Origin of the sequence: Mangrovimonas xylaniphaga (genome assembly GCF_001280435.1) — a bacterium.
Taxonomy (GTDB): domain Bacteria; phylum Bacteroidota; class Bacteroidia; order Flavobacteriales; family Flavobacteriaceae; genus Mangrovimonas_A; species Mangrovimonas_A xylaniphaga.
The window spans coordinates 185,207-208,604 of record NZ_LBIP01000018.1; the positions used below are offsets into that span (position 1 = coordinate 185,207).

At 38.9% G+C, this 23,398-nt stretch carries 21 protein-coding genes and 1 other RNA gene; 9 read left to right on the forward strand and 13 right to left on the reverse strand.

Features of this window, described 5'->3' with window-relative positions:
- Positions 1-4 precede the first annotated feature (4 nt).
- Positions 5-1,732 (reverse strand): DNA polymerase III subunit gamma/tau, encoded by a 1,728-nt coding sequence (dnaX, locus tag ZA06_RS11885; protein ID WP_053977698.1) that lies wholly within the window; start codon positions 1,730-1,732, stop codon positions 5-7.
- A gap of 179 nt (positions 1,733-1,911) precedes the next feature.
- On the opposite strand from dnaX, the gene rnpB reads away from it, so the two are divergent.
- An RNA gene (gene rnpB, locus ZA06_RS13885) (RNase P RNA component class A) lies at positions 1,912-2,215 on the forward strand.
- A gap of 57 nt (positions 2,216-2,272) precedes the next feature.
- Here the strand turns inward: rnpB and rsmD are convergent.
- From rsmD to ZA06_RS11900, 3 genes are read right to left on the reverse strand one after another with little or no spacing between them, the layout of a single operon-like run.
- Entirely contained in the window at positions 2,273-2,836 is a 564-nt protein-coding gene (rsmD, locus tag ZA06_RS11890; RefSeq protein ID WP_053977699.1) for a 16S rRNA (guanine(966)-N(2))-methyltransferase RsmD, read from the reverse strand.
- Positions 2,836-3,678, reverse strand: coding sequence for a DUF3822 family protein (locus tag ZA06_RS11895; RefSeq protein ID WP_082332017.1), 843 nt, complete (start codon positions 3,676-3,678; stop codon positions 2,836-2,838). Before ZA06_RS11895 ends, rsmD begins: the two co-directional genes overlap by 1 nt.
- Positions 3,644-4,369, reverse strand: a complete 726-nt coding sequence (locus ZA06_RS11900) for a hypothetical protein (protein ID WP_053977700.1) — start codon at positions 4,367-4,369, stop codon at positions 3,644-3,646. The genes ZA06_RS11895 and ZA06_RS11900 overlap by 35 nt, the downstream gene beginning before the upstream one ends.
- A gap of 203 nt (positions 4,370-4,572) precedes the next feature.
- On the opposite strand from ZA06_RS11900, the gene ZA06_RS11905 reads away from it, so the two are divergent.
- Genes ZA06_RS11905 through ZA06_RS11930 form a run of 6 tightly spaced genes read left to right on the forward strand, consistent with a single transcriptional unit; the run spans position 4,573 to position 9,748 of the window.
- Positions 4,573-5,997 carry an ATP-dependent DNA helicase gene (locus ZA06_RS11905; RefSeq protein WP_053977701.1) on the forward strand — a complete coding sequence of 475 codons (1,425 nt, stop codon included), beginning with the start codon at positions 4,573-4,575 and terminating at the stop codon, positions 5,995-5,997.
- Positions 5,998-6,029: 32 nt separating this feature from the next.
- The gene (locus tag ZA06_RS11910; protein ID WP_053977702.1) at positions 6,030-6,596 is read left to right on the forward strand and encodes a DUF4126 domain-containing protein; all 567 of its coding nucleotides are present in this window, start codon (positions 6,030-6,032) and stop codon (positions 6,594-6,596) included.
- A 46-nt stretch (positions 6,597-6,642) separates the two neighbouring features.
- Positions 6,643-7,371 carry a 3-deoxy-manno-octulosonate cytidylyltransferase gene (gene kdsB, locus ZA06_RS11915; RefSeq protein WP_053977703.1) on the forward strand — a complete coding sequence of 243 codons (729 nt, stop codon included), beginning with the start codon at positions 6,643-6,645 and terminating at the stop codon, positions 7,369-7,371.
- 18 nt (positions 7,372-7,389) lie between these two features.
- The gene (locus ZA06_RS11920) at positions 7,390-8,106 is read left to right on the forward strand and encodes an HAD family hydrolase (protein WP_394332253.1); all 717 of its coding nucleotides are present in this window, start codon (positions 7,390-7,392) and stop codon (positions 8,104-8,106) included.
- A 9-nt stretch (positions 8,107-8,115) separates the two neighbouring features.
- Positions 8,116-9,198, forward strand: a complete 1,083-nt coding sequence (locus ZA06_RS11925) for an iron-containing alcohol dehydrogenase family protein (protein WP_053977704.1) — start codon at positions 8,116-8,118, stop codon at positions 9,196-9,198.
- 1 nt (position 9,199) lies between these two features.
- Positions 9,200-9,748 carry a 1-acyl-sn-glycerol-3-phosphate acyltransferase gene (locus ZA06_RS11930; protein WP_053977705.1) on the forward strand — a complete coding sequence of 183 codons (549 nt, stop codon included), beginning with the start codon at positions 9,200-9,202 and terminating at the stop codon, positions 9,746-9,748.
- Positions 9,749-9,821: 73 nt separating this feature from the next.
- On the opposite strand, the gene ZA06_RS11935 is transcribed toward ZA06_RS11930, so the two are convergent.
- The 6 genes from ZA06_RS11935 to gcvT form a co-directional block, all read right to left on the reverse strand.
- The gene (locus ZA06_RS11935; protein ID WP_053977706.1) at positions 9,822-12,413 is read right to left on the reverse strand and encodes a zinc-dependent metalloprotease; all 2,592 of its coding nucleotides are present in this window, start codon (positions 12,411-12,413) and stop codon (positions 9,822-9,824) included.
- Between the two features lie 70 nt (positions 12,414-12,483).
- Positions 12,484-13,974, reverse strand: coding sequence for a carboxypeptidase-like regulatory domain-containing protein (locus tag ZA06_RS11940; protein ID WP_053977707.1), 1,491 nt, complete (start codon positions 13,972-13,974; stop codon positions 12,484-12,486).
- A 106-nt stretch (positions 13,975-14,080) separates the two neighbouring features.
- Positions 14,081-14,800, reverse strand: a complete 720-nt coding sequence (locus ZA06_RS11945; protein WP_053977708.1) for a YebC/PmpR family DNA-binding transcriptional regulator — start codon at positions 14,798-14,800, stop codon at positions 14,081-14,083.
- A 107-nt stretch (positions 14,801-14,907) separates the two neighbouring features.
- The gene (locus ZA06_RS11950; RefSeq protein WP_053977709.1) at positions 14,908-15,198 is read right to left on the reverse strand and encodes a 4a-hydroxytetrahydrobiopterin dehydratase; all 291 of its coding nucleotides are present in this window, start codon (positions 15,196-15,198) and stop codon (positions 14,908-14,910) included.
- Positions 15,199-15,254: 56 nt separating this feature from the next.
- Entirely contained in the window at positions 15,255-16,088 is an 834-nt protein-coding gene (locus ZA06_RS11955; RefSeq protein ID WP_053977710.1) for a sugar nucleotide-binding protein, read from the reverse strand.
- 28 nt (positions 16,089-16,116) lie between these two features.
- A complete protein-coding gene (gcvT, locus tag ZA06_RS11960) occupies positions 16,117-17,199 on the reverse strand; it encodes a glycine cleavage system aminomethyltransferase GcvT (RefSeq protein ID WP_053977711.1) in 1,083 nt (360 codons plus the stop codon).
- A 160-nt stretch (positions 17,200-17,359) separates the two neighbouring features.
- On the opposite strand from gcvT, the gene ZA06_RS11965 reads away from it, so the two are divergent.
- Both ZA06_RS11965 and ZA06_RS11970 read left to right on the forward strand, forming a co-directional pair.
- Complete coding sequence (locus ZA06_RS11965) at positions 17,360-18,841, forward strand: aminopeptidase P N-terminal domain-containing protein (RefSeq protein ID WP_053977712.1); 1,482 nt, start codon at positions 17,360-17,362, stop codon at positions 18,839-18,841.
- 124 nt (positions 18,842-18,965) lie between these two features.
- A complete protein-coding gene (locus ZA06_RS11970) occupies positions 18,966-20,603 on the forward strand; it encodes an ABC-F family ATP-binding cassette domain-containing protein (RefSeq protein WP_053977713.1) in 1,638 nt (545 codons plus the stop codon).
- Between the two features lie 6 nt (positions 20,604-20,609).
- On the opposite strand, the gene ZA06_RS11975 is transcribed toward ZA06_RS11970, so the two are convergent.
- Genes ZA06_RS11975 through ZA06_RS11985 form a run of 3 tightly spaced genes read right to left on the reverse strand, consistent with a single transcriptional unit; the run spans position 20,610 to position 23,264 of the window.
- On the reverse strand, positions 20,610-21,164 hold the full coding sequence (locus ZA06_RS11975) for a sugar O-acetyltransferase (protein ID WP_053977714.1): 555 nt from the start codon (positions 21,162-21,164) through the stop codon (positions 20,610-20,612).
- 58 nt (positions 21,165-21,222) lie between these two features.
- On the reverse strand, positions 21,223-21,831 hold the full coding sequence (locus ZA06_RS11980; RefSeq protein ID WP_053977715.1) for a HutD/Ves family protein: 609 nt from the start codon (positions 21,829-21,831) through the stop codon (positions 21,223-21,225).
- Positions 21,832-21,839: 8 nt separating this feature from the next.
- Positions 21,840-23,264: an amidohydrolase gene (locus ZA06_RS11985; RefSeq protein ID WP_053977716.1), complete on the reverse strand. Its 1,425-nt coding sequence runs from the start codon at positions 23,262-23,264 to the stop codon at positions 21,840-21,842.
- Between the last annotated feature and the right edge of the window lie 134 nt (positions 23,265-23,398).

Genomic DNA, 23,398 nt, shown 5'->3' on the forward strand with positions numbered 1-23,398 from the left:
CAGTCTATATATCAAGTCCAAAAATACTTCTTAAAAGTTCAATATTAGGGTTTTTTTCCTTAAGTTTTTCATATTGATCTTCAGGGGTAAAAGCATATTGCTTTACAGTTTCCTCATTAACGACAATATCCAATCTTAGGTCAAAATTTTTGAGCCTATTTTTGAGGTATTCCATCAATGGGTTTTGGGCACGTTCCAATTCTACTTTTAAAGTTGAATTAGGAAATTCCAATCCAATAGAGGTGCCATTCAATTTTGGGGTGTTCATCTCCAGGATGGATGCCATAATTTTTTCTCCTTTGGACTCCAGTTTTTCAATGTAGGAATTCCATGCATTCATAAATTCCTCCGGGGTAAATTCCTCTGTAGGGAGGTCGGTTGGGTCTACAACAACATCCTGTTGTTTTATGGAATGTTCCCGTTTGGCACGGATACTTTTTAGCGAAAGGCCAGAGGTTCTACCTTGTTGGGATTCTCTTTTGGCAATAATCGCTTCTGTAGTAAGTGCCTCTTTGGCTGCAGGCTGCTTAACTTCTTCACTAGATGTATTTGTTTGTGGTGAAGCTGTTTTTTGAACTGCTGCAGGTTTAGGAACAGAAACCGGTATTGGGGTAATGCCTTTCTTTTTGAAATAAGAAGGCGGAATTATGTAACGTCTGCTATTTTTTTTTTCTCCATCAAAAGTGATAGAGGCAAGCTGCATAAGGCATAATTCAACGAGCAAGCGTTGGTTTTTACTGCTTTTATATTTCAGGTCACAGTCGTTGGCAAGTTCTATGCCCTTCAACAGGAAATCCTGTGGAGCCTTTTGAGCCTGTTCCAAATATTTTTGTGAAGCATCTTCACCAACTTCTAAAAGTTCAACTGTTTTTGGATTTTTACAAACCAGTAAGTTTCTAAAGTGCGATGCTAGCCCAGCAATGTAATGATGCCCGTCAAAACCTTTACCTAAAATAATATTGAACTGGATAAGTAAATCTGGAATTTTATTTTCCAGAATCAAATCGGTACTGGTTAAGTAGGTTTCGTAATCCAGAACATTCAAGTTCTCAGTTACGGCTTGACGCGTTAGGTTCTTTCCTGAAAAACTTACTACCCTATCAAAAATGGAAAGGGCATCACGCATAGCGCCATCTGCCTTTTGGGCAATGATGTGTAGTGCATCGTCTTCGGCAGTTACACCTTGTTCTTCGGCAATATATTTTAAGTGCTCTTTGGCATCTTTTACCGTAATGCGTTTAAAGTCGAAAATTTGACAACGAGATAAAATCGTTGGAATGATTTTATGTTTTTCAGTAGTTGCCAAAATAAAGATACAGTGCTTTGGAGGCTCTTCCAGGGTTTTCAAAAACGCATTGAAAGCGGCCTGAGAGAGCATGTGCACCTCGTCGATGATATAGACTTTGTATTTTCCAACCTGCGGTGGTATTCTAACTTGATCCGTAAGGTTCCTAATATCGTCTACCGAGTTGTTGGAAGCGGCATCCAGCTCAAAAATGTTGAAAGCAAAATCTTCATCTTCACTTTCATTACCGTCACTATTGATCATTTTTGCCAAAATACGGGCGCAAGTAGTCTTTCCAACCCCTCTAGGTCCCGTAAAAAGTAAGGCTTGAGCTAAATGGTTATTTTCAATGGCATTGAGCAAAGTATTGGTAATAGCTTGCTGACCTACAACATCTTTGAAGATTTGAGGTCTGTATTTTCGAGCTGATACGATGAAATGTTCCATTGAAAAAACTTAGAACAACAAAATTAAAAATTCAATTGTAAATAGGGAATTATGAGGTCTAATTTTGACAGGAGTTATCAACAACTTATTAGGGCGAATAGCAGTTGTCCTTAGGTGATGCGAAATAAAATGACTAAAAAGGCATGGAAATTAGAATATGTTATTTGTAAATTTGCACCCAAGTAAATCGCCTTATCGAACCAATTTATTGGTTAGGAAAGTCCGAACACCGTAGTGCAGTATAGTGGTTAATGGCCACCAGTCGTGAGGCTAGGAATAGTGCAACAGAAAGGATGTACAGGTAATGCTGTAGTGAAATCATGTAAACTCTATACGGTGCAATGTCATGTATACCAACGCTTGAGGGCGGCACGTTCGATGTTGGAGGGTAGGCAGCTAAAGTGTGCTGGTAACAGTACACTCAGATAAATGATAAGGGCTCCATTCGGAGTACAGAATTCGGCTTATAGATTTACTTGCTTAAAACAGGCCCATTTTTTAATGGGCTTTGTTTTTTATCAATAATTGAGGTTTTTAAGTTTATTCTTCTTCGGAAAGATCTTCTGCTTCTATTTCAAAAAAACTGAATACACATCCTCCGTAATTTTTGGAATAGGCATAATGTTCCATACTGGATAAGTCGGTTTCTTTGGAATGTTCTACAATTAAAACACCATCTTCTTCCAACAAATTATTTTGGAATACCAGATTAGGAATGGTTTCGAACTGTTCTTGAGTAAACCCATAAGGAGGATCTGCAAAAATAACGGTGGCTTTTGTTTTGGAACTTTCCAAAAACTTGAAAACGTCACTTTTTATAGTGGCGATGGGCATATCGAAAGCTTCGGACGTTTCATTGATAAATTTGATACATCCGAAATTTTGGTCTACAGCCGTAATCTGCTCGGTGCCACGTGAGGCAAACTCATAACTGATACTTCCAGTTCCCGAAAACAAATCGATCACTGAAATTTCATCAAAGTAATACAGGTTGTTAAGAATGTTGAAAAAGGCCTCCTTAGCCAAATCGGTAGTTGGGCGAACAGGGAGTTTTTTGGGAGGGGTGATACGTCTTCCTTTGTATTGTCCAGAAATAATGCGCATTACTTAAAACTGTTTAAAAGAACATAATTGTTGTGGGCTGCCTTAGGTTCTTCGATAAAATTAAATTTATGATGAGGCATGACAAACTCTACATTTCGTATAAAAGTATATACAATTTGGTACAGGTCATCTCCTTCGGTAATGGTTCCCATTAACTTCAACTTTAAGGTTTCGGGATCCATTTTTAATTGTTCTATGGTAAATAGAATGTAGTAAATAAAGTCTTCCTTGGTGGTGTATTCAAAAGTATTGTACAATACCAAGTTATAATCTTTCACAACTACTAGTTCAAAATGATGTTCATTTACATTTACATAAATGTTGGGAACATTGGAAAGTGGTTGGTGCTTCAGGATGTGCTCTATTAAAATGGTAGAGGCGTGTTTGTATTCAAAAGAACCAAATTTGTCAAACATGAAATTGTTGACATTTACCAAAGGGACATAAACATTCACCGAATCGTTAAACGGAATTTCATCAAATGAAATATAATCGGTGGTTAGTATTTTGGCGTTGAACTTTAGATAATCGGCACAATGGGCTTCATCAAACAACGGTTTTGGTACCAAACAAGACAATTCATTTTGGTAAATGAGAAGCACCTCGCTAAAGGCCTGGTCATAAACAGTACCATCTTCCAAAGTGGCGATGATGCGTTCCAGAATGTCAAATGGCGTTAGCTTTTTGTCGAAAGGAAAGTGCTGAAGATGTCCAACGGTATTTGTGGACCTATTTAAAATACAAAAAGAAAGTCCACTCAAACTAATTTGAATGGACAGTTCCTTAATATCGATTTGATGCAATTTCTTACTCGTTTGAATAATTTTTAGGCCAGTTTCCATTAGTGTTAATTTCGCTCATGGAACCTACTTTAAGCGCAGGACCATTTACATCGTCCACAGAAATCACTTCATTTTCTTTAGCTACCAAATTAGGATCTTGGTCAAAAAGAATCACGTCCTTCAAAACAGATGCTTCAAACACCGGAATTTCATCTAAGGTACCTGCCTTAAGTTCAAATTTAGCATCTGGCTTACCTACAGGTAAGTTCATCATAGTTTTGTAACGCGTGTCTGCTCCAAAAAGAGAATCTTTCACAGGAACAAAATCCAAAGTGTCAATGATAACAATATCTTTTCTCATTTCAACACCACCAAAACGCTTGGTAAGCTCTTCGTCGATAACACTTGAATCTCTACGTTGAGTAATGGTAAATTGAGCAGTATCAATGAACTTTACTAAATTGTCAAAGTTATCAGTAAATTTACCTGTAACCGTTTTGTGGGCTAACTCGGCATCTCTAATATCTTTCAATTTTTCGATTACTGCCGCATAGCGCTTCTTTTTAAGTTGGTTGAATTGGATTTCGCCGTAAACCGACATAAATGTTGAATATGCCAAGAATCCGATAAGTACCCATAAGGCGATGTTGATTAAAGGTTTAACCTTTTTTGGAACAAATTTATCAATCAACCATACGATTCCTATCGTACCTAGAATAATAATTACAACAGCAATAATTATTGTTAACATAGTTAGTTATTTTTATTTTATTAAAGGTGATACGCAAATCTACAACTTTTTTTTATTCACGAAAACCAATGCAAATAAAATTCAATTAAAAAAGAAAGATATGAAATTTGTTTCACATTATAAGGGTTTAATTTTATTAACTAATGCCACATTGCTCTATTATATATATAGTATCTTGCGAAAAATTCAATTTTAACAGATAAATGACCGCCTCCGATTTCTATAAACTCATTAAACAGAAGTTCCCTTTTGAACCTACATTAAAACAGAATGCCGTTTTAATACAGTTGTCTGAGTTTATTTTCGACAAGTCGCCAAATGCCTTATACCTGTTGAAAGGTTTTGCTGGAACCGGAAAAACGAGTATCATAGGGACGATTGTTTCTAATCTTTGGGAAGCCAAAAAAAGTGCGGTATTAATGGCGCCTACGGGAAGGGCCGCTAAGGTAATTTCCAATTATTCGGGGAAGGAGGCCTTTACCATTCATAAAAAAATTTATTTTCCGAAAAAAGAAAAGGGAGGAGGGGTGAAATTCGTACTTCAGCCAAACAAACATCGCAATACCATATTTATTGTTGATGAAGCTTCCATGATTCCCGATACACCTGGAGAATCCAAATTGATGGAAAATGGCTCGTTGCTTGACGATTTAATGCAATATGTATATTCAGGCCACCAATGCAAATTGTTACTAATTGGAGACAAAGCACAGTTACCTCCAGTAAAATCCGATTTGAGTCCTGCCTTGGATGGACAACGTTTGGACCTTAATTATAATAAGAAGGTTTCCAGTATTGAATTGGATGAAGTAATGCGTCAGGGGCAAGAATCTGGTATTTTATGGAATGCAACCAGAATCCGTGAAATTTTGGAAGAACACTTTTATGAAGGCTTTAAATTTAATCTTCAAGGCTTTAATGATATCATAAGATTGGTCGATGGGCATGAAATTATGGATGCCATCAATGATGCCTATAGCGAAAGAGGCCATGAGGAAACCACTATTATAGTTAGGAGTAACAAACGAGCCAATTTGTACAATCAGCAAATTAGAAACCGCATTCTTTTTAGGGAAAGTGAACTGTCTGCAGGGGACTATTTAATGGTGGTGAAGAATAATTACTTCTGGATCAAACCCACTACCGAAGCGGGCTTTATTGCCAATGGAGATATTATAGAGGTCTTGGAGATTTTTAGCATCAAAGAACTTTATGGATTTAGGTTTGCCGAGGTAAAGGTGAAAATGGTAGATTATCCAAGGATGCAACCTTTTGAAACGGTGTTGATGTTAGATACTATTGAAGCTGAAACCCCTTCATTGACCTATGAAGATTCCAATAGGTTATACCAAGAAGTTCAAAAAGATTACGAAAATGAAACTTCCAATTACCGCAAATTTTTACAGATTAAGGGCAATCGTTTTTTTAATGCACTTCAAGTGAAGTTTTCCTATGCCATCACCTGTCATAAATCGCAAGGTGGGCAGTGGGATACAGTGTTCGTAGAGCAACCGTATTTGCCAAATGGCATTGACAGGGACTATATGAGATGGTTGTATACAGCAGTAACGAGAGCCAAAGAAAAGTTGTATCTTATCGGTTTTAAGGACGAAAGCTTTGAAGCCTAGTTTTTAGATGAAATTACAAGCGAATTTTCATTATGGCATTAGAAACACTTATAGGTATATGCCTTGGTATAGGTTTATCGGCATCCGTTGGATTTCGGGTGTTTTTGCCGCTTTTTGCCTTGAGTTTAGTAGCGCATTATGGTTTATGGGAGGTCAATGAGTCTTGGCAATGGGTAGGGGGTACTACTGCTTTGGTTACGTTGGGCATTGCCACTTTGGTTGAAATTATTGCCTATTACATTCCTTTTATTGATAATTTATTGGATACCATTGCAATACCTTTGGCGGGTATTGCAGGGACTTTAGTTGTAGTTGTCACAGCTACCAATTTGGATCCTGTGGTGATGTGGTCTTTGGCCATTATCGCAGGAGGAGGGACGGCTGCAGCCATTAAAAGTGGCGCTTCGGCTACAAGGGCAACCTCTTCGGTTTCTACTGCGGGATTGGGCAATCCTATTGTATCAACCATTGAAACAGGCACATCGGCAGTGATGTCTGCTATGTCAGTTTTTCTGCCTGTATTGGCTTTCATTTTGACCCTTATCATGTTATATGTCTTTTTCAGGATTTACAAAAAGATTAAAGCACCCAAATCTTAAAATCATTCAAAAAGTTTTATTTTTGGACTGAAATATATCAGCTGATATGAAAATAATTTCCATGATTCCGGCACGTTATAGTGCCTCTAGATTTCCTGCTAAACTAATGCAGGATTTGGCCGGTAAAACGGTAATCCTTAGAACTTACGAAGCTACGGTGGCCACACAATTGTTTGACGATGTGTATGTGGTAACCGATAGCGATATCATTTATAATGAAATTGTAAGCCACGGAGGGAAAGCCATAATGAGCCAAAAGGAACACCAATCGGGTAGCGACAGAATAGCTGAGGCGGTAGCGGATTTGGATGTGGATATTGTGGTAAACGTGCAGGGAGATGAACCTTTTACCGAAAGAGCGAGTCTGCAAAAAGTGATTGAGGTCTTTAAAGAGGATCCAAACAAGGACATCGATTTGGCTTCGTTAATGGTGGAAATCAAGGATTGGGACGAAATCAGTAATCCAAATACAGTAAAAGTTATTGTAGACCAGCAGAATTTTGCCTTGTATTTCTCTAGGAGTCCTATTCCGTATCCAAGAGATAAGGAAGCGGGAGCAAGATACTTTAAGCATAAAGGAATCTATGCTTTTAGAAAGCAGGCTTTGTTGGACTTTTATGAGTTACCGATGCAATTTTTGGAAGCTACAGAAAAGATTGAATGTATCAGGTATTTGGAATATGGGAAGAAAATAAAAATGGTAGAAACTAATGTTGAAGGTGTCGAAATTGATACGCCGGAAGACTTGGAACGCGCTAAGCAACTTTGGAAATAAATGATATTCTAAATTCGAATGAGTTTGAAGAATGAATACCAACATATAAAAGTGATAGGGTTTGACGCCGACGACACCTTGTGGGTGAACGAAACCTATTTCCGTGAAGCCGAATTGGAAGTGGCCAAATTATTGGCGCCTTACGAGACGGCCAATAAGATTGATCAGGAGTTGTTCAAAATGGAAATCAAAAACTTACCGCTGTATGGCTATGGTGTGAAAGGGTTTGTATTGTCCATGGTTGAAATGGCTTTGGAACTTTCTAATAATTCGGTTTCAAATGCTACCATTTCCTCAATTTTGGACATCGGGAAGGACATGATCAACAAGCCAGTTGAATTGTTACACGGGGTAGAGGAAACTTTAAAAATATTATCACAGGATTACCGTTTGATATTGGTGACCAAAGGCGATTTGTTGGATCAGGAGCGCAAATTGCAGAAGTCGGGACTCTTGAATTATTTCCACCATATTGAGGTAGTGAGTGAAAAGGAGGAGCGTGATTATTCCAAGTTGTTAAATCATTTGGACATCAAACCTTCAGAGTTTTTGATGGTCGGGAACTCTTTAAAATCAGATATTTTGCCTTTGGTAAATCTGAAAGCAAAGGCTATACATGTTCCGTTTCATACCACATGGATTCATGAGCAGGTGTCTGAAACGGAAACAAAAGATAAAACATATAGAACAGTAAATAGTTTGCCTGAAATTATTCAGGTGTTGACTGAACAATAATAGAAATACATGAGTTTTAAAAATTATCCAATGGTATCTAGAGTGGTTTTTGGCCGCGGAAGTTTTGATCAATTGGAAGATATATTGGCCCCAAAGCGCATTAATTCAAAAGCCCCTTTCATTTTTTTGGTGGACGATGTGTTTGAGGGCAATGCTTGGATTACGGGAAGAATACCTTTGGCTTATGATGATAAGTTAATTTACATTTCTGCTGATGAGGAACCTAAAACATCTCAGGTAGATGAATTGGTTGAGAAAATTATTTTAGATCATAAAGATAGACCTTCGGGAATTATTGGTATTGGAGGAGGGACTATTTTGGACCTTGCCAAGGCTGTAGCCATTATGTTGACTAATGAAGGTGAAGCCAAGGATTACCAGGGTTGGGATTTGGTTAAAAATCCGGCCATTTACCATGTGGGTATTCCTACCATTTCTGGGACAGGAGCCGAAGTATCCCGTACCACGGTTTTGACTGGGCCAGACAAAAAATTAGGAATCAATTCCGACCATACACCATTTGATCAGGTAATCTTGGATCCAGAACTTACCAAAGATGTGCCTACAGACCAATGGTTCTATACGGGGATGGATTGTTATATTCATTGTATTGAATCCTTAAATGGGACCTATCTCAATGCCTTTAGCCAAAGTTATGGAGAGAAGGCCCTGGAGCTTTGTAAGGAAATTTTTGTAGATAACTCATTGAGTGATGAGGAGATGCAGGACAAGTTGATGATGGCCTCTTGGCATGGAGGAATGAGCATAGCCTATTCCCAAGTGGGGGTGGCACATGCTATGAGCTATGGTTTGGGGTATTTATTGGGAACCAAACACGGAATTGGTAACTGTATTGTATTTGATCATTTGGAAGATTTTTATCCTGAAGGGGTGAAATTGTTCAAGAAAATGAAGAAAATCCACAATATCACTTTGCCTAAAGGTTTGTGTGCGAATCTGGAAGATTCAGAATTTGACACTATGATTGATGTGGCTATGAGCTTAGAACCGCTTTGGGAAAATGCTGTTGGTAAAAATTGGAAGCAGACCATTACCAGAGAGCGTTTAAAGGAGTTGTATAAAAAGATGTAACATGCGTAGGCTGGCCAAATTCATTTATTTCCGAATCTTGGGCTGGAAGGTGGTTGGAAATGTTACGATGTCCAAGGATACGGTAAAAAAAGCAGTGCTTATTGCCGTACCACATACCAGTTGGCACGATTTCTACATTGGTGTATTGCTACGTCAGGTAGTGGGTATCAAATCCAATTTTATTGCCAAAAAGGAATTGTTTATGGGGCCTTTGGGTTGGTACATGAAGGCTATAGGAGGCGCACCAATCAATCGAGGAACCAACGAAAATAAAGTAGATGCCATTGCCCGAATTTTTAATAACAAAGAAGAATTTAGATTGGCATTGGCACCAGAAGGGACACGTCAGAAGGTAGAAGAGTGGAAAACGGGATTTTACTATATAGCGAAGGCGGCAAATGTTCCCATCATTATGTTTACTTTGGATTTTGAAAACAAGCAGAATTTAATTTCCGAACCTTTTTATCCTACAGATAATAAGGAAGCTGATTTTGAATACATGAAATCTTTTTTTAAAGGTGTGAAGGGGAAAATTCCTGAACTTTCCTAGAACTTCATTAAGTATATGAAATATAAAAGGCTATCCTAATGGATAGCCTTTTTCTTTATAAAGTTTTTAGCACTTATTTGATTTCTTTAAGGGCATTATCAACCAAGGTTGTTAAATGCATTTTGTGTGCTTTTGTAGAGATATCTCCATAAGGAGCGGCCATAATTTTGATTCTGTTTAGGTTGTAAAGCGCCATAGATTTAGCGTTGTTGTCAAATCGGCTACTTTGTGTCCCTGTTAACATTTCAATCAACATTTTGGTGTATTCTACCTGTAAATTCTGACGGGTTGAAGATACATCTCCGTAGATGTCTGCCTTAAAAATGGCATTCGTCAAGTCTACCATAAAGGTTGACATTTTGTATTGGTTGCCATACATTTCAGAATCTGTAATTCTTTGTAACGTATTTGGGTGCAATAAATGATTTAATACATTTTTTTGGCTTGAAAGAATTTGGTCGTGAATTTTGATGTCCTCAGGACCTCTAAAGAAATTCTGTCCTCTTCGTTTGCTTGCCAAGAAGTTGTAAAGTTCGCTTGGTGCAGTAAAGGCATCTGGAGCAAATACATATTTGTCTAAAGCATCCATCGCGCGTTTTTGGTCTTCCAAACTCACCGGTGTATACGGTTGTGTAGCGCCTTCTTGACCAATCATGGCCCGGTCTACATACACACCGCCAATATACCTTGAAATCACACCGGCAGCACCAGCTTCCTGTCTGATTAAATTATTATAGGCACGTTTTAAGTCGTCATAAGAATTCCCTTTATTGGAAAACTTGATGCGGATATTATCCATCAAGTCTCTTGAAAGTTCAATAGTATTGATGGCATATTGAATAGCATCGCTAGACATGTCACCTACATTAACTCTAGGATCAATGGCTTTTCCAGGGTTACGCATGTCGTCAGCATCGTTTCCAAAAACAAGCTCAGGTCTGGTAGACATGTTTAAAAGGGCTTCGTGATCAGCCTTTGATTTGAACGGAGTATATCCCAATTGGATGGCCCAAACATCGTAAGGTCCAACAGCGGTATCATAATATTGCCCTTGAGTGGCAGGATCTTTACTTAAGTTGATAGGGGCATAATCCATTACAGATCCAGTTAAACATTTTCCTTTTGTGAATTCTGGGTCAGCCAATTGCTCAAGTGAATATACTTGACTGGCTTTCATGTTATGGTTCAATCCTAAAGTGTGCCCAACTTCGTGCATGATCAAAGCTTTCATGGCTTCTTTTTTCATACGGGCCATTTCCAAATCGGAAGCATTGTAAGCTTGCAACATGGTATTACCAAACATTAGGTTTTCATGGACAACATGCCCCATAGAACAATACATCGGATTGTTTTTTGAGAATTGTTCAGCCTCCATGTTTGTCATTCCCTGAGCATTGCCATAAAGCTTGTCATAAAATACTCTGTTGGTAAAGTGTAGGTATTCCAACATGATATCGGCACCTAAAATTTCACCTGTTTTTGGGTTTGCGAAGCTAGGTCCGTAGCCACCAAATCTTGGAGCACTTGAAGAGGCCCATCTCAATACGTTGTAATTGATATCTCCGGCGTCCCATTCGGCATCATCCGGTTGGAATTTCACTTGTACAGCATTTAAGAATCCTGCCTTTTCAAAAGCTTCGTTCCAAGCCAAAACACCTTCCATAATGGTTTCTCTCCATTCTAAAGGCGTGGTGTTTTCAATCCACCACGTAATAGGTTTTACAGGTTCAGATAAATCGGCAGATGGATTTTTCTTTACCAAGTTCCAACGGTGAATTAAGTCTCTATAGGCTGTTGTTCCTGTCGAAGTTTGATCGTCTACTTGAGTTGTGAAATACCCAACCCTAGGATCGTCAAAACGAATTTCATAATCGTTTTCAGGCATTTCAATCAAACTGTGGTAAACTTCAATGCTTACGTTTCTACCATCGGCAATGGCATCCGAGCCACCATTAAGCACAGAGGCATTGGAATACACATACTCCACAGCCAAATCGGTATTGTTTGGGTAACTTTTAATGTTTAGGATTTTGGATTTGCCTTTGTCCAAATTCCCCAAAGTAAAGGCCATTGGTGATTGTCCTGGGTATCTTGGAGGCTTGATTTGGGTAAAGGTTTCTTTTAAAAACAATTCGTCCGCATCAATTAAATAAAGGCCTTTGGCACTGTCGTGAGCTTCAATTTTCAAACTGGCCAAAACCCCGTTACTGGTGTTGGCATCTTTGGCATTGGCCAATGGACTACTAGGATCGAAATAGAAGGACGTGTTTTGGGTTTCAAACTCAATGTTGTTAAAATATTTCTTGATTTTAACCACTTTGGAATCGCCATAGGCACCTCTAAAGCTGTTGGCTTCAGAAACACCATCCATAGTTTGCGAGAAATAAATGAATTCCTTGCCAATTTGGTCTTCAGAAATCAACATTTTAATTGAACCGGTAATCGTATCTTGATATACTGTAAAAAGGCCTTCCTTAGCGTTGGAGGTCTTGATAAGTTCTTGGATAGATTTTCCGTTACTGGCAGGTTTTTGAACCGCTTCGGGGTAGTCTTTCGACTTCTTTTTTTTGTCTTTTCGCTGTGCTTCCATGCTCAAGGGAGCAAAAGCAAGCAAACCAGCCATCGCTGCGGTTAGGAGACGCGGCGAAGAGTAGTTACATTTCATATGCAGATTAAATTTAGTTCGGGCTGTAAGATAGGATAATTAATTGGAATCTTTTGCCTACTTCAAGGGACTATTCGGCTACCTTAAACGCCTTCATTTCGTTAAGTGGTTCCAATACATTGTAGTCGGCCCATATGCTTGGATCATACTGTTTTGGCGTTTCATAATTGACGTGTTTTTGTTCGGTAGTTTCTACATATTCTGCAGAGGAAATTGGTTTTTGCGACAAAAACAAAACTTCCAACCGTTCCTTAAAAACACCTTCTACCATAAATTCAAAGGCGACTTTGTTGCTTCTGTTGTCATTTTCGATAAACTTAAAAGGTCGGCTTATATAAAAATAACTATCCCTTTGTTCTGAGATGTATTTAGGATAATAAAAGTTGTCTGCACTTTTTTGATAGATGACAGAACCCGTGTGGCCTTGTTCAACATATTTGATTCCCAATAAAAGTTTTAAATTGAATTTTTCACCCACACGTCCTTTATAGTAATGGTAATCGGCTTTAAGTACTGCAAAAGTTTCATTGGAAATGTAGAGCTTACCTTCATAGTCCGCAGAACTTCTTCTAGGTACAAAGGAAATGACATAAACCATTTCTGGACCAAGGAAGGTGATGTCGTCTAGAGTGTATTTGTAAAGTTTGGTTTCCAAAACAAAATTAAGGATGGAACGACTTTTAAAACCGTGGTGTTCCAAAGGACGTTTTACATTACCTTTTAATATGCCAATAGAATTTACGGTGTCTTTCATTTTGTCATTTCCTTCTGAAAGGGAAAGGGAGTCTGAAATTTTGAGCAAGCCGGTTTTAATTGTATATACTTTGTCTTTATCCAAATGTTTTGAAATGATGTCTTTTCCTTTATTTGCCAAAACCTCCAAAGATTGGCTGTTGTTCTTATCGAGAAGTCTAACTGCTTTTTCAACTTTAAGTTTGGTAGCGTTAGCATCCTTTATCAATAAATGGCCTACAAAATCGGTGTATTGCTTGGACTTGTTGTTTACCAAGGCTGTTTCCAATTCATTAAAGTCTTGGTTGAAGGCCTTAAGTTGTTTTTTGGAGAAGCCTGTGGACTTATCAATTTCAAAATTAACGTCTTTACCTTTTATAAATTCGGTTTTTCTGCTGAAGACTTCATAGTCCAAAAGGTCTGTTTTGTAGTTTTTTGACAGGTTTTTATTCACGTAATAAAGAATGGAATCGACCGTGAGTTTTCGGTTGGTCAAGAATACTTCAGAAAGTTCATTGACCTGTTCTTTCAATATGTAATCTTTTGAAGAGAACTCTTCTACAACCATTCCTAGTTTTTCAAAGCCCAAACAGGAAATATACACAGAATCCTTGGAGTTGAAACCAACTGTGCTAATAGAAAAGTTGCCTTCTTCATTGCTAATGGTGCCATGATGCTCTCCAATTTGGATGGTGGCAAAAGAAATGGGAGACCGTACTTCTGTCAATACGCGGCCCGAAACAATTTGAGCATTTAGGTGTTGGTTAAAAAGAATACCTACGAATAGTAGAAGTGTTAAGGATATCTTGGGAGTAGAAACTTTACTCATACGTTTTTTTTACTTTAGAACGAATTTGATTGCGTTTTGTAACGTATGAATATAAAAAAACCTAAACATATGTTTAGGTTTTTGGATAATTTTTAAGAATCTTTTATTATTCTGCTTGTTCTTGCATTGTGTGGTACACGTTTTGAACATCGTCGTCTTCCTCAATCTTTTCCAAAAGCTTTTCTACGTCGGCAGCTTGCTCAGCAGTAAGCTCTTTGGTTACTTGCGGGATGCGTTCAAAACCTGAAGACAGGATTTCAATACCTCTAGATTCCAATTCAGCCTGAAGGGCACCAAACGATTCAAAAGGAGCGTAAATAAGGATGCCGTCTTCATCCACGAATACTTCCTCAGCACCAAAATCAATCAATTCAAGCTCTAGTTCTTCAGCATCCAAACCTTCACCGTTAATTCGGAAGTTACAAGTGTGGTCAAACATGAAAACTACAGAACCTGAAGTTCCCAAGCTTCCATCGCATTTGTTAAAGTAACTTCTAATATTGGCTACAGTACGGGTGTTGTTGTCGGTTGCGGTTTCTACCAAAATGGCAATACCGTGAGGTGCATAACCTTCAAAAAGAACTTCCTTAAAATCTCCAAGACTTTTGTCGGACGCGCGTTTAATAGCACGTTCCACATTGTCTTTTGGCATGTTTACTGCCTTGGCATTTTGGATGACCGCTCTAAGGCGAGCATTACTATCGGGATCTGGTCCACCTTCTTTTACGGCCATTACAATGTCTTTACCAATACGCGTAAAGGCCTTACTCATTGCCGACCAACGTTTCATTTTACGTGCTTTACGAAATTCAAAAGCTCTTCCCATAGGATAAATATTATTAGTGTTTCGCTAATGCGAAAAATCTTGTGGTTTTAAATTGCATCGCAAATTTAGTAAAAAAGTGATGCTATAAAAATAAGGTTGGTAATTTCTTATTCCTGCACTTCTACAATGGTTTCTATGGCCTGTGCAAGTTCAAAATCTTTGTCTGTCACCCCCTTGGCGCTGTGGGTAGACAATGAAATGGTTAGTACATTGTAAACGTTGGTCCAATTGGGGTGGTGGTTTAGGGCTTCGCACTCAAAAGCAATTCGGCTCATAGCGCTAAAACAGTCCTTAAAGTTGTCGAATTCAAATTCTACATGAATGGCATCATCGTAGTATTCCCAATCTGGAAAACGCAATAATTTTTTTTCAATGGCTTCTTGGGTTAATGGTTTCATAGAATATAAAATTGGTTACCCTTAAATTTAAAAAAATTATTGGAGGAAGCCTTGTTTTATTTGTGAAGTTCTTCTAAAACCTGCGTGCTGGAAATTTGAAGATGCTTGGGCAATAAGTTGTATTTGGGCAAAACCGCCAAATAGCGATCTTCATTGGTAGTGTAGACCTGTTTAAAGTTGATATTCTTGTAAGTTAGAAGTTGGACTACATCCTTGATGAATTCATCGTGGTGAACCAAATCTGTACTTCCTAAATGAAAAATCCCTGATTTGTTACGATTGATAATGTAGTGAAGTTGCTGAGTGACTTTATAGTCTGTAGTTACGTTCATAATGATGTTGGGGAACACCTCTACAGCGGTACCTTCACTAATATGCTGTTTAAGCTCCTTGATTCTTGGACATTGGGTTCCCAATACCATTGGTAAGCGCGCTATAACGACTTGTTTTTTGGGAAGTCGCAACAGCATGTTTTCAATTTTTATTTTGAAATGCCCGTAGATGCTATGGCTAAAGGTTTTGTCCAATTCGTAACTAGGGAACTTACTATAAGCATCAAACACATTGGCAGAGGAAAGGAAAATGAGCTTACAGCCTTTATTTTCCAATAAATAATTGGCGATGTGCTGATGCGCCATGGTTTGGGCATGAAAGTCCCCACGAAGAGAAGAAATGATGATCGTTGGCCTAACAGCCTCAATGATTTCTATAACGTCATCTTCTTCCACATTATAGGGAAAAAAATGCGCGTTGTCTTCAAAGTCTCTTTTAGGAATGCGGTAGGTGCCAAAGGTTTTAAAATAGGAGCAAAGCTCTTTGTAAAGGGCATTGCCCAAAAAGCCGCTTGCTCCTAAAATTAAAATCCTATGTTTATTTGTGGCCTCCTGCATTAATTACCTAATTTGGGACAATCGTTTGCTAGCCTTTGTAAAACGGCAGCTTTACCACGGTTGCAGGAATGGCATTTTTTCTAATTTGAATGTGGATTTTGTTATCTACGCCTGCAAGAGCAGTAGGAACATAACCCAATCCAATACCTTTTCCTAGTGAAGGAGACATGGTTCCGGAAGTAACTTGTCCAATAACATTACCTTCCGTATCTACAATATCGTAACCTTGTCTTGGAATACCACGCTCGTCAAGTTCAAAAGCAACCAATTTACGTTGTACACCTTCTTCTTTTTGTTGTTTTAAAGCTTCGCTATTGGTGAAGTCTTTAGTAAATTTGGTAATCCATCCCAAACCTGCTTCAAGAGGAGAAGTTGTGTCATTGATATCATTACCGTAAAGGCAGTAACCCATTTCCAAACGCAAAGTGTCACGAGCAGCCAAACCAATTGGTTTGATACCGTAGTCGGCCCCAGCTTCAAACACCTTATCCCAAACTTGTTGAACCTCGTCATTTTTACAGTAAATTTCAAATCCACCGCTTCCTGTATATCCAGTCGCAGAAATGATAATGTTTTCAACACCTGCAAAGTCACCTACAACAAAATTGTAGAATTTAATTTCGGATAGATCATGGCTTGTAAGAGATTGCATAGCTTCTACGGCTTTGGGACCTTGTATAGCCAATAACGAATAATTGTCACTTAAATTGCGCATTTCTGCACCAACATCATTCTTGGAAGAAATCCAGTTCCAATCTTTTTCAATGTTGCTGGCATTCACCACCAATAAATAGGTTTCTTCCTTAAGTTGGTATATAATCAAATCGTCAACAATACCGCCGTCATCATTTGGCATGCAGCTGTATTGTGCTTTTCCAATAGCTAATTTGGAAGCATCGTTACTGCTTACTTTTTGTATCAATTCCAAAGCGTGAGGCCCTTCAATCAAGAATTCGCCCATATGGCTTACATCAAAAACACCAACGGCTTTTCTAACGGTTTCATGTTCTATATTAACACCCTCATATTGTACGGGCATATTAAATCCTGCAAACGGAACCATTTTGGCGCCAAGTGCTTCATGAGTGGCTGTTAAGGCTGTATTTTTCATTTCTAAATTATATTGAATGTTGCGCAAAAGTAGAGAATTTTATCTGGTTTTGAAGAAAGGGCATCCCATAAAATGGGTTTAAAACTATGTTAAACAGAAAAGCAATGGATTGTACATTTAAGAATGTTATTATTTTTACACGCTAACAAATTTATAGTATATGAAATCTCTCGTTTTTATGGTGTTAAGTAGTCTGTTTTGTATAATGGTACAGGCTCAAAAAGATGTTCCACAAGATTATTTGTCGGCTGAATTCCACAAGGAAAGAAGAGAGGCTTTGCGTGAGTCTATGCCAGAAAATAGTGTGGCTGTGTTTTTTGCCAATGCGGTAAGAAATCGTGCCAATGATGTGGATTATGTATACCACCAAGATCCGGATTTTTATTACCTCACTGGGTACAAAGAACCACATGCCGTTTTGGTCGTGTTTTCTGAAATGCAAACGGATGCTGAAGGTGATTCTTATAATGAAATCATCTATGTTCAAGAGCGCGATGCTCAGGCAGAACAATGGAACGGCTATCGTTTGGGCGTAGAAGGCGCAAAGAAACAATTGGGATTTGAAAACGCTTTGAATGGAAAGGAATTTTTGGATTCAGGAATTGACTATGCTGGTTTTGATAGCGTTCTTTTCAAACCATTTCAGGATGATTATAGAGATTCTAAAGGAGATAAAGCCGATTTGTTCGATTTGATCAAATCCTTTAAAAACCAAGTGCAATGGCAAAATAATTTCAGTATTTCCCATACAAATGAGAATCCAGAACTTCCAGATGAGGCAACTTTAAAAAATACCAATGTAAAAACGGATACCAAAACCTTATCCAATTTAATGGCTGGGTTACGCCAGATTAAAACAGAAGAAGAATTGGTATTGTTGACCAAAGCTGTCCGAATTTCTGCTATGGGACAACGGGAAATTATGAAGGCGATGCACCCTGGAATGTCCGAAACCGAAATTCAAGGGGTCCATGAATACATTTACAAACGATATGGGAGCGAGTACGAGGGCTACCCGAGTATTGTAGGAGCAGGGCATAATGGCTGTGTGTTGCATTATATCGAAAATTCCAAAACCAACGTTGGAAACGATTTGGTATTGATGGATTTGGGGGCAGAGTACCATGGTTATTCCGCTGATGTGACTAGAACTATTCCTGCTAATGGAAAATTCACGAAAGAACAAAAAGCAATTTATGATTTGGTATACAAAGCCCAGGAGGCCGGTATTGCAGCTTCCAAAGTTGGCAGTGCCTATAAAGCTCCAGACAAGTCCGCTAGAGAGGTGGTTTACGAGGGGCTTATGAAATTAGGCATCACAAAATCATTGGAAGAGGGAAGACAATATTTTCCCCATGGAACGTCTCATTATTTAGGATTGGATGTTCATGACTCGGGACTTAGAGGTGATTTGGAAGCTAATATGGTGATTACAGTGGAACCAGGCATCTATATTCAGGATGGCAGTCCTTGCGATAAAAAATGGTGGGGGATTGCAGTGCGTATTGAAGACGATATTCTAATCACCGAAGATGGTCCTGTAAACCTTTCAGCGGAAGCACCTAGAACCTCTGAAGCTATTGAAGCTCTGATGAAAGAAGAGAGTCCATTTGGAACTTTTAAGGTTCCTAGTTTGAACTAAAGACCTTCCAAAACACAAGATATTTTAAGTTTATTGGGCAATGCAAATCATGGGATTTGATTTTTCATAAAATCTTCCACAGCATTGCCCTTTTTAGTACCTTCGCGCCTTTAAAATTAAAACCATGATCTCGATAGATAATTTAGCAGTAGAATTTAACGGAACCACTTTATTTAAAGATGTTTCCTTTGTGATTAACCCAACCGATAAGATTGCCCTAATGGGAAAAAACGGTGCGGGAAAATCTACCATGATGAAAATTATCGCTGGAGCACAAAAAGCCACTAGAGGTCATGTGCGTAGCCCTAAAGATGCTGTGATTGCTTACTTGCCTCAGCATTTGTTGACTGAGGATAATTGTACAGTGTTTGAAGAGGCTGCTAAAGCATTTAAGCATGTGTTTGCTATGCGTGATGAAATGGATGCCCTTAACAAGGAATTGGAAACCAGAACCGATTATGAAAGTGAGGCATACATGAAAATTATTGAACGAGTTGCCGATCTTGGAGAGAAGTACTATGCTTTGGAGGAAGTGAACTATGATGCCGAGGTTGAAAAGGCCTTAAAGGGATTAGGTTTTAAGCAGGAAGATTTTAAAAGACAGACCAAAGAGTTTAGTGGTGGATGGCGTATGCGAATTGAGTTGGCTAAAATCTTGCTTCAAAAACCGGATTTGATCCTTTTGGATGAGCCTACCAACCATATCGATATTGAATCTGTGATTTGGTTAGAGGATTTCTTGGTGAATAAAGCCAATGCGGTTTTGGTGATTTCTCACGACAAGGCCTTTATCGATAATATTACCAACAGAACCATTGAGGTAACCATGGGTCGTATTTATGATTATAAGGCCAACTATTCTCATTACTTACAATTACGAGAAGAGAGACGCGCTCATCAATTAAAAGCTTATCAAGAACAGCAAAAGTTTATTGCTGATAATATGGCGTTTATAGAACGTTTCAAAGGAACATTCTCCAAAACCAATCAAGTATCTTCTCGTGAGCGTATGCTGGAAAAATTGGAAATTATTGAGGTGGATGAAATCGATACCTCAGCATTAAAATTACGTTTCCCACCAGCGCCTCGTTCAGGGGATTATCCTGTAACAGTTAAGGAAGTATCCAAAGCCTATGGGGATAAGGTGGTGTTTCGAGATGCCAGTATGTCCATTTCAAGAGGTGAGAAGGTATGTTTTGTAGGGCGAAATGGAGAAGGAAAATCTACCATGATCAAGGCCATTTTAGATGAAATAGAGGTTGAAGGAACTTGCCAATTGGGACATAACGTAAAAGTAGGATACTTTGCCCAAAACCAAGCGTCTTTATTGGATAACGAAATGACCATTTTCCAAACCGTGGATGAAGTAGCGCAAGGAGAAATTCGCACCCAAATCAAGAATATTTTGGGGCGTTTTATGTTCTCTGGTGAGGATATCGATAAAAAAGTGGGCGTGCTTTCAGGTGGAGAGAAAACTCGTTTGGCAATGGTAAAATTATTGTTGGAACCTGTGAACCTTCTGATTCTGGATGAGCCTACCAATCACTTGGATTTGAAATCTAAAGAGGTGTTGAAGGAAGCTCTTTTGGACTTCGACGGAACAATGATTCTAGTATCCCACGATCGTGATTTCCTTCAAGGTTTGTCGCAAAAAGTATTTGAATTCAAGGATCAACGAGTAATTGAGCATTTTGAAACTATTGATGCCTTTTTGGAACGCAATCGCATTGAGAGAATTGCCGATATTCAACTCATGAAATAAAATTGTTTAGGTATTGAGCTTCCTGATTACCCTTGCAGGATTGCCAACCGCCAAAACATCTGCAGGCATATCTTTAGTGACTACGGAGCCAGCACCAATAACGGTTCTGTCTCCAATGGTTACACCTGGACAAATGGTGGCATGTCCTCCAATCCAACATTCCTCCCCAATGGTTACGGGTTTACAGTCTTCCCAAACCCTGCGCTCTTCAATGTTTAGAGGATGTTGTGCCGTATAGATATGTACACCAGGCGCAATTAAGGTTTTTTTGCCAATGGTTACCCTGGCTCCATCTAGGATGACGGCGCCAAAATTGACAAATACGCCTTCACCTGCAAAGATATGTTCGCCATAATCGCAATAGAAGGGAGGTTCTAAATGAATGTCTTTTGCCGAATTTGGACAAAGCTCATTAATGTTCTCCTGAAATTTATCGGTGTAGTATTCGGTGACATTTAGTTTATGAAGAATACGCTTGACTTTGGTTCTTAAATCAATCATTTCTTTACAATGTGCATCATAGGGCTCTCCTGCCATCATTTTTTCTCTTTCAGTTTTCATAGGAAGTCAAATAAATTTAGTGAGATTATTAATTGATTTTGAATAACAAAAAACGTTTCTAATCCTTTGCAATTTCTATAACAACCCCAAAGCAATTGGCATTAGCAAACAGAGACAAGGTTGTTGCAATAGGATCTTTAAAACAAAATAGATGGCCTTTTTGCAAGTTCACCTGCTGGTCTTCAAAGAAGATACTTAAAGAACCTTTGTCGAGGTACAATCCGAAAAAGGAAGCCGTTTTATCTATCTCCAAATTTGTTCGCTTATAGAGTTTCAAATCCAAAGCAGTGAGTTTCCCTATGATGTCTTTGGAAGTCATTAGGTTGAAATCTGTACAACTCCCTTTGGAAGTGGTTGTCCAATCTCCGTCAAAGCAATCAATGTCTCCTTCATTAAGTGTAACGCTATGATGATTTTGATGCTCTAAGGTAACATTGCCTTCCAAAACCATCAATTGGCGGGAGATGCCTGGTAGTCTGGTAAATTCTGAAGTTTCCACATCTACAGTAGCTGTACTCAATCTGAAATCAAAATCCATTGCTCGATAAGAAGCTTCAGGGGGAAAGATACATAGTTCTGTTGTGCTGCCGCCACTCCAAGGTTTGGAGGTGAAATTGTCCGGCATATAAATACTGTAATTCAATGTTTTTAAATTTAGCTGATTCATAGTATGGTTTATTTGCGATAGTCTAAAGCTGGTTGCCGGTTTCCTAAAAGGGCTTCATATTTAAAATCTGTTCCGCGCCTTTGGTTAAACTCTGTACGGATGTCTTTCAATAATTCTGGAGAAGTGTATAAATCTATGGCAGACAATGCCAATGTTTTGGCGGCTACCATCATGCCTTTAAAGCCAATACTGCTGCCTCCAGCTGCAACGGCCTGCCAACTATGTGCTGGCGTTCCGGGTACCCAAGTTGCCGTTCTAATTTGGCTTAAGGGCACGGCCCAACTAACGTCGGCTGTATCGGCAGAAGCTTTTCCATAGGTAAAGGCCATTGGTTGGATGATTTCTGCCTTATCCAAAGGTTCTGGTTTGGAAAGTGTTTTTTGAATAGCTTTGGCAAAATCTAATTCGTTTTGATTATAGTGGATACCTCCAACCAAAGTAAGGTTATCATGCATGATTTTAGCTAAGGCCTCATTGGGGAGTTTATCATAAGTACCACCAATAATTTCGTAGGCCATGTTAGTTTCTGTACCCAAAGCGGCCCCTTCCGCAGCTTTTACAATTCTGTTCCATACATTTTTGACTTCATCTCTATTAGCATTTCGGACCACATAGTAAACCTCAGCTTCGGCAGGGACAATGTTGGGCGCATCACCTCCTTTAGTAATGACATAGTGTATACGCGTGGATTCCGTGGTGTGTTCTCGTAATAAATTTACCATCATGTTCATGCTTTCAACAGCATCTAGGGCCGATCTCCCCAGTTCGGGGGCAGCGGCAGCATGAGCAGATGTTCCTTTAAATCTGAATTTTCCGGAAATGGTAGCCAAATTGGTGCTGGGGTTGGAATTGTTTTCATTATAAGGGTGCCAGGTCAATACGGCATCTACATCATTAAACAAACCCGCTCTCACCATATACACTTTCCCTGAACCACCTTCTTCTGCAGGGGTGCCGTAGTAGCGTATGGTTCCTGAAGTATTGGTGGTTTGCAGCCAATCTTTAACAGCTATAGCTGCTGCAAGAGCTCCAGTTCCAAATAAATGGTGACCGCAGGCTTGGCCGGGGGCACCTTCAACTCTTGGTTGTTGGTAAGGAACCGCTTCCTGTGACATTCCCGGAAGGGCATCAAATTCTCCCAATACTGCAATTACAGGACTTCCAGAGCCATAGCTAGCCACAAAAGCAGTAGGAATATTAGCGACTCCTTTTTCAATGGAAAACCCTGCTTTGTTGAGTTCGTTTTGCAATAGTGCTGCACTGCGTTCTTCCAAATAACCCAATTCCGGTTCTTCCCATAATTGCTTCGCAATCTCAGAATAATAGGCTTGTTTGCCATCCATATTTTTTATGACGTCTTGTTTTTGTGTCTGAGCAGAACCTGTGATATGAATGAAACAGAGGAGGAATATAAACTGCAGTTTTGTGTTCATATTGATTAGTGATGTTTGAATTAGCCTATGTCTAAGATAATGAAAACGAACGAGTTTGTTTTATGAAGTTCCTAATTTATATTAATTGAAAGGCAATACATAAGGATAAAAAGAAAGGCGCCAATAGGCGCCCT

Coding starts and splice junctions, on each gene's coding strand:
- dnaX (WP_053977698.1), bottom strand. CDS start 1,732: ATGGAACATTTCATCGTATCAGCTCGAAAATACAGACCTCAAATCTTC.
- rsmD (WP_053977699.1), bottom strand. CDS start 2,836: ATGCGCATTATTTCTGGACAATACAAAGGAAGACGTATCACCCCTCCC.
- ZA06_RS11895 (WP_082332017.1), bottom strand. CDS start 3,678: ATGGAAACTGGCCTAAAAATTATTCAAACGAGTAAGAAATTGCATCAA.
- ZA06_RS11900 (WP_053977700.1), bottom strand. CDS start 4,369: ATGTTAACAATAATTATTGCTGTTGTAATTATTATTCTAGGTACGATA.
- ZA06_RS11905 (WP_053977701.1), top strand. CDS start 4,573: ATGACCGCCTCCGATTTCTATAAACTCATTAAACAGAAGTTCCCTTTT.
- ZA06_RS11910 (WP_053977702.1), top strand. CDS start 6,030: ATGGCATTAGAAACACTTATAGGTATATGCCTTGGTATAGGTTTATCG.
- kdsB (WP_053977703.1), top strand. CDS start 6,643: ATGAAAATAATTTCCATGATTCCGGCACGTTATAGTGCCTCTAGATTT.
- ZA06_RS11920 (WP_394332253.1), top strand. CDS start 7,390: ATGAGTTTGAAGAATGAATACCAACATATAAAAGTGATAGGGTTTGAC.
- ZA06_RS11925 (WP_053977704.1), top strand. CDS start 8,116: ATGAGTTTTAAAAATTATCCAATGGTATCTAGAGTGGTTTTTGGCCGC.
- ZA06_RS11930 (WP_053977705.1), top strand. CDS start 9,200: ATGCGTAGGCTGGCCAAATTCATTTATTTCCGAATCTTGGGCTGGAAG.
- ZA06_RS11935 (WP_053977706.1), bottom strand. CDS start 12,413: ATGAAATGTAACTACTCTTCGCCGCGTCTCCTAACCGCAGCGATGGCT.
- ZA06_RS11940 (WP_053977707.1), bottom strand. CDS start 13,974: ATGAGTAAAGTTTCTACTCCCAAGATATCCTTAACACTTCTACTATTC.
- ZA06_RS11945 (WP_053977708.1), bottom strand. CDS start 14,800: ATGGGAAGAGCTTTTGAATTTCGTAAAGCACGTAAAATGAAACGTTGG.
- ZA06_RS11950 (WP_053977709.1), bottom strand. CDS start 15,198: ATGAAACCATTAACCCAAGAAGCCATTGAAAAAAAATTATTGCGTTTT.
- ZA06_RS11955 (WP_053977710.1), bottom strand. CDS start 16,088: ATGCAGGAGGCCACAAATAAACATAGGATTTTAATTTTAGGAGCAAGC.
- gcvT (WP_053977711.1), bottom strand. CDS start 17,199: ATGAAAAATACAGCCTTAACAGCCACTCATGAAGCACTTGGCGCCAAA.
- ZA06_RS11965 (WP_053977712.1), top strand. CDS start 17,360: ATGAAATCTCTCGTTTTTATGGTGTTAAGTAGTCTGTTTTGTATAATG.
- ZA06_RS11970 (WP_053977713.1), top strand. CDS start 18,966: ATGATCTCGATAGATAATTTAGCAGTAGAATTTAACGGAACCACTTTA.
- ZA06_RS11975 (WP_053977714.1), bottom strand. CDS start 21,164: ATGAAAACTGAAAGAGAAAAAATGATGGCAGGAGAGCCCTATGATGCA.
- ZA06_RS11980 (WP_053977715.1), bottom strand. CDS start 21,831: ATGAATCAGCTAAATTTAAAAACATTGAATTACAGTATTTATATGCCG.
- ZA06_RS11985 (WP_053977716.1), bottom strand. CDS start 23,264: ATGAACACAAAACTGCAGTTTATATTCCTCCTCTGTTTCATTCATATC.